Origin of the sequence: Ensifer sp. CCNWLY38, from assembly GCF_037120565.1 — a bacterium.
GTDB classification, from domain to species: Bacteria; Pseudomonadota; Alphaproteobacteria; order Rhizobiales; family Rhizobiaceae; genus Ensifer; species Ensifer adhaerens_H.
This window is the reverse complement of record NZ_JBBBBO010000002.1, coordinates 396,643-410,054: the sequence shown is the minus strand read 5'-3', so window position 1 is coordinate 410,054 and position 13,412 is coordinate 396,643. Positions and strand designations below refer to the sequence as shown.

Here is a 13,412-nt window from a genome sequence, read left to right as displayed (position 1 = left end):
GCCGGCTGTCGCGCGCATTCTCGCGTCTCTCCAAGCGCGATACGCAGCCACGGCGGCCAACACGGGCAGCACCGTAGCGATCAAAATCAAAGTTTGGCTTAAATAAGCTGGTGTTGAAATACTTAACGATTTCAACCGGCTGAATCCGCCAGCAATCAGCAGTCGCAGGCGGATAATAGGGAGCGCAAACCAATGTCAGCGCTCCCCGTTTGGACAGAGCGTTCTACTTCGGAGCAGCTGCCGGCCGCAGCAATGCGATGATCACCTCATTGCCCTTGTCACGCGCCAGATCGCGTATCGAGGGACCTGCGACGCCGTCACGGATGCCGGCATTTGCGCCTCGATCGAGAAGCAGCCGCACAGCGGCCGCCTGCCCGTTGACCACGGCGAAGGCCAGTGGCGTCATCCAGTCCTGTTGCGGTTCCGGACGGCCGCGCGCTCGGAACGTTCCGAACGGCGTTTCGAGCAACTCCGGCTGCCGATCGAGGATTTCGGCAACCCGTTCGACCACGCCAAAGGATGCGGCCGCAAAGATATCGAGCGGCTGCTCCTTAAGGAATCGCACCATCTCGGCCTTGCCGTTGTACTCGGCCCAGCCGATGGGCGGCGCGTGGTGGTAGGGATCACGGGCCGTTGAATTGGCGCCGTGATCGAGCAACAGCTTCGCCATATCAACATTGCCGTGCAGCGCCGCCTCGTGCAGCGGCGTGCGCGATGTCATGCGGTTGACGTCGAAGCCGAGCGACAACATGAGCGCGGCATCAGCGCGCCTGTCGTCACCCGCCGCCTCGTGCAGAAGCGCCGGATGCGCGGCTTGCGCGCGTGTGATCAGCGCCGGATCCGCATCGACGAGCGCCCTCGCCTCATCGGCCTTCATTTCTGAAATAGCCCGGGCCAGCCGGTCGACATCGTCGAGCGGTGCCTCCGTCGCCCCGCGCGAAACAAGAAACTCAGCCAGCGCCGCATCACCGCCGAGCTCCGCCCATTGATAGGGCGTCCGGCCCTTGATGGGACGATTGACGTCGGCACCATGCTCGACCAGCAGGCGCACGCGCTCGCCCATGCGTTTTTCAAGCGCCCAAGCGAGCTGGTAGTCGAAAACGCGTTCGCCGTTTTCAACGAAGCCGCCATCGTTGCGCACCAGCCAATTGTTCCGATCGTTGGCGCCAAGGCCATAGTCGAGCAACAGCTTGAGGCACGTGTTGTCCGGCTGGAACATCCGGTTGTAGAGCGCCTGGCTGTCATTGGCCCGGGCACCGGCATCCAGCAAGAGCCGCGAGAAGGCCGTGCAATCCGGATGTTGCGGCTGGCGCTCGGGGCCGGCCTCGCCTTCGCCGAAGACGCCCGTCAGCGCCGTGAAGCGGTACTGACCGTCGTCGAGCCAATGCGCATCGGGATTGGCACCCCGCTCGATCAGGCGCCGGCCGGCGGGCAGAGAGGAATGGCCGGGAACCCGGGCATAGGCAGCGTAGAGCAACGGCTCCCAGTCATACGGCCCGCCGCGTTTGCCGACGAGTTTCGGATCGCGATCGAGCCAGCGATGAATTGCCTCTGCTTCGCCGAGCGCGGCTGCAACGTGGATGCTGTCATCGGCGATTTCGGGATGTTCTTCCAGCAGCGCTAGCGCCTGGGTGAACCGCTCGGGATCAGCGGCTATGTCGCCGAAGTAGGAGACGGTCGCAAGAGACAGAAAGCGGTTTGCAAGCTGCTCGGTTGCAGGTGCATTGCTCCCGGATTTCTCAAGATGCCGCTTCAGCCGTGTCCAGCTCGAAAAGCCGAACTCGCGGGCGAGCACCAGTTGCGCATCCTGGAGCCCCATTGCAGCGGGATCGGAAAAATAGGGAAGCGCCCGCTGCCTTGCACTGGCATCATCGGCCTTCACGGCTTTCAGAAAAGCCTTGGCCTGCTTGCGGATCGTTTCGAGGGTAAGGTTCGCGGGAAGATCGCGCGCGATCATGAAAGACCTCCTTTCATTCACGTCCGGTATCCGCGCCCACAGACTGAAAAGAGGTGTGGCAACCAAGTTCAGTGAGACAGGTGGGCCTTGCCCTTCCCGCGGATCGGATGCGCCCTGCGAACGACGTCATCGCTAGCACGCCGCCCTTATTCTTGTCCAGCGCGCTCAGCTTTCCGGCTGGTAGCGAACGAAGGCGAAACGATCGCCTGAGGGAGCCCAGTTGGGAACGTTGATGGTTCCCTGCCCGCCGAAAAGTTCGAACAGGATGCGCGGGTTGCCGCCGTCCAAATCCATCAGCCGCAGGCGGACATCGAGATCCCTCGGATGATCGAAAACATCGCCGTCATAGGAGAGCACCAGCAGATGCTTCCCATCCGGCGACGGATGCGGAAACCAATCGCCATAGGGGCTGTCGGTGATGCGCGTGACGTCACTGCCATCCGGCCGCACGCGCCAGATCTGCATGCGTCCGGTGCGGCTGGAGTTGAAATAGATCCATTCGCCATCGGCCGACCAGTCAGGCCCATCGTTGCGACCTTCCCCGTGCGTCAGCCGCTGCTCGTCGCCGCCGTCAACCGAAATCGTGTAGATGTCGAAGACCTGGTCACGGATGCCGCAATAGGTCACCCTTCGCCCATCCGGCGACCAGCCGTGCCAATAGGACGGCAGATTGCGGGTGACGAGCCGCGGCGTGCCGCCTCTAGCCGGCAGCAGGTAGATCGCCGATTTGCCGAACTCGGTCTTGTCGCTGATCGCGATGGTGCCGCCATCGGGCGATATGCCGTGATCGTTGTTGCAGAGCGTGGCAAATCCGGTGTCGATCTCCACCGGCTCCGAACCGTCGAAGCCGAGCCGATAGAGCCGGCCATCGCCGTTGATGACCAGGTGCGTGCCGTCCCGCGACCAGTTCGGCGCCTCGACCAGCCGATCCGTCTGCCAGACGACGCGCGTTTCACCGGTAACGATGTCATAGGTCTCGATGGAACTGCGCATCCCGTTCTCCCGCCGCAACCAAGGCAGCTATTTGCGTTCTTCGCCGGCCGGCAGCGTCGCCGAGACCTTGGCGCAGATCGACTGCATCAAATTGGAACTGCGTTGATCTCGCCAGGTCGAGACGACGCCCCAGGCCAACAGCACAAGGATGCAGACGAAGGCCACACCAACGATGGCGATACTGCCGCTTGCAAGACCATAGATGCCGAAGACCGCCGGCGTCGCGAAATAGGCGATCTGCGCCGAGAGCTGTCGGCCGGCAGAAACGTCGCTCAGCGACCACAACCGGATCAGGCGGATTTCCTCGTCCGTGAACTCCGGACAGCTTACCTTGCCGTCCCGCCCTTGGCCGAACGCGCTCATCGGCTACCCTCGATCGCGGAAGCGGTTGGTGATCGGGTAACGACGGTCGCGACCAAAATTCTTCTTCGTGATCTTGACGCCCGGCGCCGACTGGCGGCGCTTGTATTCGGCGATGTAGAGCAGGTGCTCAACCCGGTGCACCGTCGGCTCGTCGTGGCCGCGGGCGACGATCTCTTCGGTGCTCATTTCCTTTTCCACCAGGCACTCGAGAATGTCGTCGAGCACCGGATAGGGCGGCAGCGAGTCCTGGTCCGTCTGGTTGGGACGCAATTCAGCCGAAGGCGCCTTGTCGATGATATTTGGGGGAATGACGATACCCGAGGGGCCGAGCGCACCCGGCGGCACCGTGGTATTGCGCCAGCGCGAAATCGCATAGACCTCCATCTTGTAGAGATCCTTGATCGGATTGAAGCCGCCGTTCATGTCGCCATAGAGCGTGGCATAGCCGACCGACATTTCCGACTTGTTGCCCGTCGTCACCACCATCGAGCCGAACTTGTTGGAGATCGCCATCAGGATCGTGCCGCGCGTCCGGCTCTGCAGGTTCTCCTCGGTGATGCCGGATTCGGTCCCCTCGAACATATCGGAGAGCGCGCTCAAGAACCCTTCGACCGGCTCGGAGATCGGCACGATATCGTAGCGGCAACCGAGCGCTGCGGCACATTCCTTGGCGTCCTTCAGCGATTCCTGCGAAGTGTAGCGATAGGGCAGCATGACGGTGCGCACCCGCTCCTCGCCGAGCGCATCGACCGCCAGCGCCGCGCAGATCGCGGAATCGATACCGCCGGAAAGGCCGAGCACGACGTTCTTGAAGCCGTTCTTGTTCACATAGTCACGGAAGCCGAGCATGCAGGCGCGATAGTCCGCCTCCTCACGCTCCGGCAGGCGCGACTTCAGCCCGCTTTCGCAATGCCAGCCGCTTTCGCCCTTCTTCCATTCAACGATCGAAATCGCCTCTTCGAACTGGCTCATCTGGAAGGCGAGAGACTTGTCGGTGTTGAAGGCGAAGCTTGCGCCGTCGAACACCAGTTCGTCCTGGCCGCCGAGCTGGTTGGCATAGATCATCGGCAGACCGGTCTCGAGCACCTGCTTGAGGACCACCTGGTGGCGCACATCCACCTTGCCGCGAAAATAGGGCGAGCCGTTCGGCGACAGGAGGATTTCCGCGCCACTTTCCGCCAGTGTTTCGCAAACGCCGAGATCGCCCCAGATGTCCTCGCAGATCGGTATGCCGATGCGCACGCCGCGGAAATTCACCGGGCCCGGCATTTCGCCCTGATCGAAGACGCGCTTCTCGTCGAACTCGCCGTAGTTCGGCAGATCGACCTTGTCGCGGAACGCGATCACCTTGCCATCGTCAAGCACGGCCACCGAATTGTGCCGGCCGGTCTTGGCCTGGCGCGGGAAGCCGATGATGACGCCTGGGCCGCCGTCCGCCGTGTCGCCCGCGAGCTTCTCGACCGCCTGGAGGCAGGTCTTCAGGAATGCCGGCTTCAGCACGAGATCTTCGGGCGGATAGCCGGAAATGAACAGCTCCGTCAAAAGCAGGAGATCGGCGCCCTGGCGCGCCGCATCGGCACGCGCCTCACGCGCCTTGGCCAGGTTTCCGGCGATATCGCCCACCGTTGGATTGAGCTGGGCGACGGCGATACGAAGAAGCGAAGGGGCAGCTTTATGAGCGGTCATGAGCGGGCCTGTCGGTCTGTTCTGAGCGATTGCGTCTGACTTTCGCAATGTTCTTTAGCGCAATCCGCAGGAAAATACCCACAGGCAATCGCCGCTCCGCGAAAAAAACCGAAAAATTCTGTCTTTCCCGGTTCTTATGAAGGGCCGTTGCAGCGCCCTCACGCGACGAAAAGCTGTTCCCAAACCCCGTTAAGAAACCATTCATCCCCTGTTCAAAATGACGGGCGTATGACAGTTACACGACACATTTATGAAACTGGAGAACATGTTGGCTAGTATCGATTCCGCTGTCGCGAGAGGTTCGCGCGTCTATGTCGATAGACCCGGCTTCACCGCACGGCACGCCAAGACGCTTGCGGCCACCCGCAGCGCATTGTTCTCCCTTTTCGTCGCAGCCGCTCTCGTCTTCGCCGTCGAGATGATCGTGCGCCAGTCGATGGCCGATACGCTCGCCTATATGCTCGACCCGACGCGCCCGGCGCTGACGACTGTCGGTGCATTCTTCCTGATGCTGCTGGCCGTCGACGGCATCTTCGGTCGCGAACATAAGTCGGCCGTGGTGATTGCGCCCCTCGCCATCATACCCGCCGTCGTCTGCCAGCAGAAGCAGGTCTTCCTGTCCGATCCGCTTTATCCGACCGATTTCCTGTTCGGCCGCCAGATCATGGAATTGATGCCGGTGCTGGTGAAGGACCGCCCCTGGACCGCCGTCGGCATCGTCGTCGGCCTCATCGCCGCCGTTGCCGCCATCGGCCTCTTGCTGCGCTACGCCTGGCGCAATTTCCCCAAGCTGACGCGCCGCGAGCGCATCGCTCGTGCGGCCTTTGCGCTGCCGCTGCTCTTCGCCTTCTGGCACATCATGGATTACAACCAGTTCTCCTGGATCCGTGATCGCCTGAAGGTCATCCCGATCATGTGGGACCAGACGGAGAACTATAAGCACAACGGATTTGCTCTCGCCTTCGCCATCAACCTGCCGATGGCCAATGTAAGCGCGCCCGCTGGCTACATGGCCGACGCCATCGATCGCATTCCGGTGAAGCCGCTTCCGGCTGGCACCTCGCACCGCGGCAAGCCCGACGTCATCGTGCTGATGAGCGAATCCTTCTGGGATCCGACCCGCCTGCCGAACGTCAAGCTTTCGCCCGATCCGATGCCGACGATCCGCGAGATGCAGTCGGGCAACGTCTTCTCGCCGGAATTCGGCGGCATGACCGCCAATGTCGAGTTCGAAGCGCTGACCGGCTTCTCCAACGCCTTCCTGCCCTATGGCAGCATTCCGTACCAGCAGTACATCCGCAACCCGATCCCGTCGCTCGCCACCTTCTTCCGTGGCGAAGGCTATGTCTCGCGCGCCATCCATCCCTTCCAGAGCTGGTTCTGGAACCGTACCGCCGTTTACAAGGCCTTCGGTTTCGACATGTTCAAGTCGGAGGAGAACATGCCGCCGATGCAGAAGCGCGGCATCTTTGCCTCGGACGAGTCGCTGACGCATGAGATCATCCGCCAGGCCGACGCCATGGACGATCCGTTCTTCTTCTTTGCGGTGACACTGCAGGGCCATGGCCCCTATGAGGCAAACCGATATGCCAAGAACACCATCAAGGTCGAAGGCAACCTGCCCGAAAGCGACCGGCAGGTGCTGGAAACCTATGCTCAAGGCATCAAGGAAGCCGACGAGAGCCTGAAGAAACTGATGGACTGGGCGAAGAAGCGCGACCGCGAAACGATCATCGTGCTCTTCGGCGACCACTTGCCGCCGCTGAACACGGTCTATACCAGCACCGGCTTCATGAAGGGCGTCACCGCGGAGCGCAAAGGTTCGAAGGACCAGATGAAGGCCCAGCATGAAACGCCGCTCGTCGTCTGGTCGAACAAGACCGGCCCGAAGAAGAACGTCGGCACGATCAGCCCGGCCTTCCTCTCCTACCAGATCCTCAAGCAGTCCGGCTACGAGCACCCCTATTACACCGGGTTCCTCGGCAAGGTGTATGACCAGTACCGCGTGGTCGACCGCTACATGCTGATCCGCAGGAACGGCAAGGAAGTCGCCGAATGGTCGCGCCAGCCGAAGGTGCCGGCTCTCTTGCGTGACTATCGCTTCCTGCAGCACGACATGATGTTTGGAGACCGCTACTCGACCGACCGGTTCTTCAAGTCCCACGCCGACCTCTTCGCAAGCGCGGCCGAGACCCACTGAACCATGAGCGCCGGACCGGCCATATCCGGTCCGGCTCTTCATGCTCTCGGTCGGCAAGATTTTTCCCCGACGCAAAACCGCCACGCACTTTTTCTGGAAATGCTCTAGATTTTCTCCGGTCAACCCCGGAGATCGCCATGCCGCATTTCAACAACATCTCGCACCAGTTCTTCGGCAAGCCGCTCAGCGAACTCGGCGAGATCGAGCGCCGCATCCTCGCCTACGCTCGCGAGCGGCGCACGCTGACCACCGATACCAATGCGGCCTTCGCTGCCGAGCAAACCTTAGGCGACAGGCTCGCCGACAACATTGCCCGCGTTGGCGGCTCCTGGAGCTTCATCGTCACCTTCTGCAGCTTTCTCGTCTGCTGGGTCATCGTGAACTCGGTGCTGTTGGTGACCGGAGCGTTCGACCCCTACCCCTACATCTTTCTCAACCTCGTGCTTTCCATGCTTGCCGCACTGCAGGCCCCAATCATCATGATGTCGCAGAACCGTCAGGCCGAACGCGACCGCTTCGCAGCGTCCAAGGACTACGAGGTCAATCTGAAGTCGGAAGTCGAACTGATCGCCCTGCATCACAAGGTCGACGACGTGTTGCTGCGTGAGATTTCGGAACTGCGTGCCGACCTCGCAACGCTCAACCGCCAGCTCGAGCAGTACCGTCCAGCACCCGGGCAGGACTGACCGAACACCCGCTTCGCTGCCATCGGCAACTTATCGGAGTATGAAAAAATTAATATTTGAGGACCATCGTAAGGGCGCAGGGACATTCGAAAAAATACAGCAACGTGGGTACGCGGAGATGCTGCAATGTCCAACTTCAAGCGCCTTATTGGCGGCCGAGACGGCGCCGCTGCAATCGAATTCGCAATCATAGCGCCGCTCTTCTTCCTTTGCGTGCTGACCTTGATCGCCTACGGCGTCTATCTCAGCACAGCGCATTCCATACAGCAGATCGCCGCCGATGCCGCGCGCACAGCCATCGCTGGACTATCCCAAGGCGAGCGTGAACGCCTCGCGACCGACTACATCCGCCGCACCACGATGGATCAGGCCTTCATCAAATCCTCGCGCATGACCGTGACCGTCAAGGACGACGCAAGCAACGCCAACCAGTTCACCGTTCGGATCAAATACGACGCCGCCGACCTCCCGATTTTTAACCTTTTCACATTCGCAATGCCGAGCAGCCGGATCGAGCGCTTTGCAACCATACGCGTGGGAGGGGTTTGACATGTCGTGGAATTCAACGCGACTGCGCACGCTGCTCCAATCACGGGACGCCAATATCGGCATCTCCGCTGCACTGGTCATGCCACTGGTCGTCGCCTCAATGGGACTCGGCATCGACTACGGCTATCTCACCGTGCAGAAACGTGAGATGCAGTCGGCAGTCGACCTTGCCGCGATCGCAGCGGCCGCCAACATCTTGTCGGCCGAGAAGTCCGTGCTCGACCATTTCTCCAACAATGGCCTCAACTACGCCGTGGCCACGCCGACCGGGCTGATGACCGTCGATGGCAAGGTGCTGCCCCTGAGCGACGTCGGCACGGGCAAGGTGGATGGCGTGGCCACGCTGGCGCGCGGCCGCTATATTCCCGACCCTTCCGTCGAGGCCGGACAGCGCTTCGTCAAGGACGCTACGCCGACCGATGCCGTGCAGGTTCTGCTGGAAAAGAAAGGCCAGATTTTCCTTGCCTCCATGTTCAGCGCGCCGCCGGATTTAAGCGTCATCGGCACGGCCGCCAGCTCCAAGATTGCCGCCTTCTCTGTCGGCTCGCGTCTCGCCAGCCTGAACGACGGGTTGCTGAATTCGATCCTCGGGCAGATGCTCGGCACGACCGTCTCCCTCAAAGTCATGGATTATCAGGCGCTCATCGATGCAGACGTCGACGTCCAGCCGTTCCTGAAGATCGTCGCGACAAAGCTGAACCTGACCGCCGCCTCCTATGAGGACGTGCTGAAGGCCAATCTGACCATGCCGCAGCTGCTCTCCTCGATGCGGCTCGTCCAGGGTCTTTCAGGCACTGTGACGGCCGCGCTGAAGAGCATCGAGCTTTCGACCGCAAACAACAAGAAGACCGTCACACTGGCGCAGATCCTCAACCTCGATCCGAAAAAGAGCCTGCAGATCGATGCCGGTTCCGATTGGGCGATGAAGATCAGCGCGCTGCAGATCGTTTCCGGGGCCGCCGCAATTGCCAATGGCGAACACCAGATCGCGCTCAACACTGTGACCGGGCTTCCCGGCATCGCCTCCGCCAAGGTCAAGCTCGCGATCGGCGAGCCGCCGGTCCAGACACCCAGCCATCGCCTCGGAACCCCGGGCGCAGCCGTGCGCACCGCGCAGACCCGCCTCGCCGTCGAAGTCAACGTCGATGGCCTTGCGGCCCTTGCCGGCATCCGCATCAGACTGCCGATCTACGTCGAACTTGCCTATGCCGAGGCGAAACTTGCCGACATCCGCTGCTACGGCGGAACTCCGGAAAACGCGGCGGTCAGCGTGGACGCGGTGCCGGGCATTGCCGAGATCGCCATCGGCGACGTCGATCCGACAGTGCTCTCGAACTTCTCGTCGGATGCCCGCGTGCAAAGGGCCCGCCTCGTCGATGCCCTCGTCGTCAAGATCGATGCGCTCGCTCATGTCGAAGCACAGAACCTCAAGGTCTCGCGCCTGAGCTTCAGCCCATCCGAGATTGCGGCTCGATCGGTCAAGACCGTCTCCACGAAGGATATTCTCACCTCCACGACCCAAACGCTGCTCAACAACCTCAATCTCAACATCCAGGTTCTGTTCCTCACGCTCGGCAGCCCGACGATCATCCAGCAGGCCCTGGCCCAGACCTTGGGTTCCGTCACCAAGCCGGTCGATGACCTCCTCTACAACCTGCTCCTGCTCGTCGGCGTCCGGGTCGGTGAGGCCGATGTGCGCGTCACCGGCGTCAAGTGCCAGCCGCCTGTGCTGGTGCAGTGATCGAGATCCAGCAATCGAACGGGGCGCCTGACGGCTGAACGTCAGGTGCCTCGTTTGAACAAAATCGGTTGTTCGCACGTTATGGGCAAGCTACTCCTGCTAAATGGGATTAGTCTGAGTGGCGGCTGACGACCGGGCAACTTGAAATTCAAGCATCCGGCACGCCGCGCAAGCTTCGGGGGGTGTGCGCAGCAAATGCGTGTCGTGGCAGAGCATGAGGGCGTTGCGCCAGTTGGTGCGCTTGCCTTCACCGCAGAAGATTTTCGCAATCATCCGAACTTCCGGGCGATCCTTCAGGCGAGCGCCCGCGATCTGATGTCGGTGTTTGATGTCTTCCCACGGGTCGCCCGCCTCGTCGCCTCCCATCAGAAATGGACGCTGAGCCAAGCCGTCTACACGCTTCACCTCGAGCGCGATCGAGCGAATCCGGAGACGGGTATCACGACCGCGCGCCTACTGAAGTTCATGCATGAGATGGGTGGCGCCAGCCGCAACACCGCTGCCGCCTTCATTGCCGAGCTTTTGACCTACAAGCTGCTGCGCGATACCGCTGGCGGTCGTGCCAGAAAGAAGGTGCGGCCCCTGGAGCCGACCGAAATCAGCGAAGGGGCGATGCTGCGCTGGTTCATGAGCCAGATGGGCACGCTCGACCGTTTCGACGGCAAGGGCCGCCTTCAGCGCGTCGAAGCGGATCGGACGATCTTCGAGCGCGCCCAACCGATCGCCACCCGCCTGCTGCTCGCCGATCGGCGGTGGAACGAGCCGCCGGAAGCTGTGGCCGCCTTCGTCTGGACCGAGTGCGGCGGCCTGCTGCTCGACGATCTCATGTCGCGGCCGCAAAGTCTCGATCCGGTCGATGGCAAAGTCTGGCTGGAAGCGAGCCTCTCGGAACTCGCCACGCACTACATGATCTCCAACACCCATATCAGGCGCATTTTCACCCGCGCCCAGGATGCGGGCCTCATCGGCCGCGCCGGCGAAGGCCAGCGCGGGCTGTTCTGGCTAGGCGAACGCCTGCTCGACGAATATTGCCAGTGGCAATCGGTCAAGATGGCCGGCCTTGCCAACGGCTTCGAACAGGCGGTTCGGCAGGCAACGGGCACGCCAGAGTGATCGCTTAGCTGCGCCCGGCCGCATATTTCGGCAAGTCGTCGGTGATCTCGTAGAAGTCGCCCTGGTCTTCGCAGAAGATGTGATAGCCACCCTTCAGCACGGTCGGCTTCTCGAAGGCGCCGGCCATGATCGAGATGTAATCCTGCCCGTCCCCCTTCCAGAACAGGGCCGAGCCGCAGATCCGGCAAAAGCCGCGGCTGGCGCTGTCGCTTGCCCGATACCAGGTGACATGCTCCATTCCCTCGACCTCAAGGCCGTCGTTCCGGACATTCGTCGCGGCATAGTAGAGCCCGGTCTGCTTCCGGCATTGGCTGCAATGGCAGTAGATCAGCTCGCGCAGCTCACCCTGTGCGGCAAAGCGCACTGCCCCGCAAAGACAGCTTCCCTTGTGAACGTCCGGCATTGTTCCCCCAAAGCGCAATCGTGATGCATCACCCTGTCATGCGGTGGATACGGCGGCACGATTGCGCGCGCCGCTTCCTGCTCCAGACACGAAAATGCCGGACCAGCTTCCAGAGCCGACCCGGCATTGTCAAATTCAAAACTCCCAAGCGACGTTCAGAAACCCTGAACGATGCCATGGAATGAGATCAGCCGTTGACGACCATCTTCTTCTCGTCGCGGCCGCCCTTCATGCGCTCGGCGAGCAGGAACGCGAGCTCCAGCGCCTGGTCCGCATTGAGGCGCGGATCGCAATGGGTGTGGTAGCGGTCGGCGAGATCGTCGCCGGAAAGCGCGCGCGCACCGCCGGTGCATTCCGTCACGTCGTTGCCGGTCATCTCGATATGGATGCCGCCCGGATGCGTACCTTCCGCGCGGTGGATCTGGAAGAAGCTCTCGACTTCCGACAGGATCCGCTCGAACGGGCGGGTCTTGTAGTTGTTGAGCGTGATCGTGTTGCCGTGCATCGGATCGCAGGACCAGACGACCTTCTTGCCTTCGCGCTCGACCGCACGGATGAGGCGCGGCAGATGCTCGGCCACCTTGTCATGGCCGAAGCGGCAGATGAGCGTCAGGCGGCCGGCTTCGTTGGCCGGGTTCAGAAGATCGATCAGCTCCAGGAGACCATCGGCCGTCAGCGACGGGCCGCACTTGAGACCGAGCGGGTTCTTGATGCCGCGGCAGTATTCGATGTGGGCATGGTCGGGCTGGCGGGTACGGTCGCCGATCCAGATCATGTGGCCGGAGGTGGCATACCAGTCGCCCGAGGTCGAATCGACGCGCGTCAGCGCCTGCTCGTACCCGAGCAGCAGCGCCTCGTGGCTCGTAAAGAAATCGGTCTCGCGCAGGCTCGGATGGTTTTCCGAGGTGATGCCGATCGCCTTCATGAAGTCCATGGTCTCGGAGATCCGGTCGGCGAGCTTCCGGTAGCGTTCTGCCTGTGGGCTGTCCTTGATGAAGCCCAGCATCCACTGGTGCACGTTGTCGAGGTTGGCATAGCCGCCCATGGCGAAGGCGCGCAGAAGGTTCAGCGTCGCGGCCGACTGACGGTAGGCCATGATCTGGCGTTCCGGGTTCGGGATACGCGCTTCCTCAGTGAACTCGATGCCGTTGATGATGTCGCCACGGTAGGACGGCAGCTCGACGTCGCCCTGCTTCTCGATGTTGGACGAGCGGGGCTTGGCGAACTGGCCGGCGATGCGGCCGACCTTCACCACCGGCTGCTGTGCGCCGAAGGTCAAGACGACGGCCATCTGCAGGAAGGCGCGGAAGAAGTCGCGGATCGTGTCGGCGCCATGCTCGGCGAAACTTTCGGCGCAGTCGCCGCCCTGCAGCAGGAAGCCGCGGCCTTCGGCAACATTTGCAAGGGCACTCTTCAGACGGCGCGCTTCGCCTGCAAACACCAGCGGCGGATACTTCGCGAGGCGCGCTTCGGTCGCCTCAAGCGCTGCCAGGTCCGGATAGTCCGGCACCTGCTGGATGGGTTTCTGCCGCCAGCTGTTTGGAGTCCAAGTCTGTGCCATTTCGATCACCTGTTGTCTGCCGCGGAACTATCCGCGCGGGTCGCGCCCTGACGGCCGAAGGTGGCCGCCCGGTATTCGGAAATTTCACTCATGTCCGCGTGCCCTGCCCCAACGCAAGATTATTGCGCCAAGCCGCCCGAAGCCGGTGACTTCGCGGATG

At 62.0% G+C, this 13,412-nt stretch carries 11 protein-coding genes; 5 read left to right on the top strand and 6 right to left on the bottom strand.

All coding sequences use genetic code 11. From position 1 onward, the window contains the following. Positions 1 to 223 precede the first annotated feature (223 nt). The 4 genes from V7S54_RS06220 to V7S54_RS06205 all read right to left on the bottom strand — a co-directional run bounded on the left by V7S54_RS06220 (position 224) and on the right by V7S54_RS06205 (position 4,999). The gene (locus V7S54_RS06220; RefSeq protein ID WP_065373537.1) at positions 224 to 1,957 is read right to left on the bottom strand and encodes an ankyrin repeat domain-containing protein; all 1,734 of its coding nucleotides are present in this window, start codon (positions 1,955 to 1,957) and stop codon (positions 224 to 226) included. Positions 1,958 to 2,122: 165 nt separating this feature from the next. After that, positions 2,123 to 2,950, bottom strand: coding sequence for a TolB family protein (locus tag V7S54_RS06215; RefSeq protein WP_065373536.1), 828 nt, complete (start codon positions 2,948 to 2,950; stop codon positions 2,123 to 2,125). A 27-nt stretch (positions 2,951 to 2,977) separates the two neighbouring features. After that, positions 2,978 to 3,313, bottom strand: a complete 336-nt coding sequence (locus V7S54_RS06210; protein WP_065373535.1) for a hypothetical protein — start codon at positions 3,311 to 3,313, stop codon at positions 2,978 to 2,980. A gap of 3 nt (positions 3,314 to 3,316) precedes the next feature. Further along, positions 3,317 to 4,999 carry an NAD+ synthase gene (locus V7S54_RS06205; RefSeq protein ID WP_065373534.1) on the bottom strand — a complete coding sequence of 561 codons (1,683 nt, stop codon included), beginning with the start codon at positions 4,997 to 4,999 and terminating at the stop codon, positions 3,317 to 3,319. Between the two features lie 268 nt (positions 5,000 to 5,267). On the opposite strand from V7S54_RS06205, the gene V7S54_RS06200 reads away from it, so the two are divergent. The 5 genes from V7S54_RS06200 to V7S54_RS06180 all read left to right on the top strand — a co-directional run bounded on the left by V7S54_RS06200 (position 5,268) and on the right by V7S54_RS06180 (position 11,288). Next, positions 5,268 to 7,199: an LTA synthase family protein gene (locus V7S54_RS06200; protein ID WP_083203549.1), complete on the top strand. Its 1,932-nt coding sequence runs from the start codon at positions 5,268 to 5,270 to the stop codon at positions 7,197 to 7,199. Positions 7,200 to 7,336: 137 nt separating this feature from the next. Continuing rightward, the gene (locus V7S54_RS06195; RefSeq protein ID WP_065373532.1) at positions 7,337 to 7,885 is read left to right on the top strand and encodes a DUF1003 domain-containing protein; all 549 of its coding nucleotides are present in this window, start codon (positions 7,337 to 7,339) and stop codon (positions 7,883 to 7,885) included. 126 nt (positions 7,886 to 8,011) lie between these two features. Then, the gene (locus tag V7S54_RS06190; protein ID WP_065373531.1) at positions 8,012 to 8,434 is read left to right on the top strand and encodes a TadE/TadG family type IV pilus assembly protein; all 423 of its coding nucleotides are present in this window, start codon (positions 8,012 to 8,014) and stop codon (positions 8,432 to 8,434) included. 1 nt (position 8,435) lies between these two features. Then, complete coding sequence (locus tag V7S54_RS06185) at positions 8,436 to 10,175, top strand: pilus assembly protein TadG-related protein (protein WP_065373530.1); 1,740 nt, start codon at positions 8,436 to 8,438, stop codon at positions 10,173 to 10,175. Positions 10,176 to 10,370: 195 nt separating this feature from the next. Next, a complete protein-coding gene (locus V7S54_RS06180) occupies positions 10,371 to 11,288 on the top strand; it encodes a hypothetical protein (RefSeq protein WP_065373529.1) in 918 nt (305 codons plus the stop codon). A gap of 4 nt (positions 11,289 to 11,292) precedes the next feature. Here V7S54_RS06180 and V7S54_RS06175 read toward each other — a convergent pair whose 3' ends face one another. Both V7S54_RS06175 and V7S54_RS06170 read right to left on the bottom strand, forming a co-directional pair. After that, the gene (locus V7S54_RS06175; protein WP_057248864.1) at positions 11,293 to 11,691 is read right to left on the bottom strand and encodes a GFA family protein; all 399 of its coding nucleotides are present in this window, start codon (positions 11,689 to 11,691) and stop codon (positions 11,293 to 11,295) included. A 187-nt stretch (positions 11,692 to 11,878) separates the two neighbouring features. Further along, complete coding sequence (locus tag V7S54_RS06170) at positions 11,879 to 13,252, bottom strand: class II 3-deoxy-7-phosphoheptulonate synthase (RefSeq protein WP_065373747.1); 1,374 nt, start codon at positions 13,250 to 13,252, stop codon at positions 11,879 to 11,881. Between the last annotated feature and the right edge of the window lie 160 nt (positions 13,253 to 13,412).

What these genes read in the sequence shown, in the direction of transcription:
- V7S54_RS06220 (WP_065373537.1), bottom strand. Translation starts at nt 1,957, where the DNA reads ATGATCGCGCGCGATCTTCCCGCGAACCTTACCCTCGAAACGATCCGC.
- V7S54_RS06215 (WP_065373536.1), bottom strand. Translation starts at nt 2,950, where the DNA reads ATGCGCAGTTCCATCGAGACCTATGACATCGTTACCGGTGAAACGCGC.
- V7S54_RS06210 (WP_065373535.1), bottom strand. Translation starts at nt 3,313, where the DNA reads ATGAGCGCGTTCGGCCAAGGGCGGGACGGCAAGGTAAGCTGTCCGGAG.
- V7S54_RS06205 (WP_065373534.1), bottom strand. Translation starts at nt 4,999, where the DNA reads ATGACCGCTCATAAAGCTGCCCCTTCGCTTCTTCGTATCGCCGTCGCC.
- V7S54_RS06195 (WP_065373532.1), top strand. Translation starts at nt 7,337, where the DNA reads ATGCCGCATTTCAACAACATCTCGCACCAGTTCTTCGGCAAGCCGCTC.
- V7S54_RS06190 (WP_065373531.1), top strand. Translation starts at nt 8,012, where the DNA reads ATGTCCAACTTCAAGCGCCTTATTGGCGGCCGAGACGGCGCCGCTGCA.
- V7S54_RS06185 (WP_065373530.1), top strand. Translation starts at nt 8,436, where the DNA reads ATGTCGTGGAATTCAACGCGACTGCGCACGCTGCTCCAATCACGGGAC.
- V7S54_RS06180 (WP_065373529.1), top strand. Translation starts at nt 10,371, where the DNA reads ATGCGTGTCGTGGCAGAGCATGAGGGCGTTGCGCCAGTTGGTGCGCTT.
- V7S54_RS06175 (WP_057248864.1), bottom strand. Translation starts at nt 11,691, where the DNA reads ATGCCGGACGTTCACAAGGGAAGCTGTCTTTGCGGGGCAGTGCGCTTT.
- V7S54_RS06170 (WP_065373747.1), bottom strand. Translation starts at nt 13,252, where the DNA reads ATGGCACAGACTTGGACTCCAAACAGCTGGCGGCAGAAACCCATCCAG.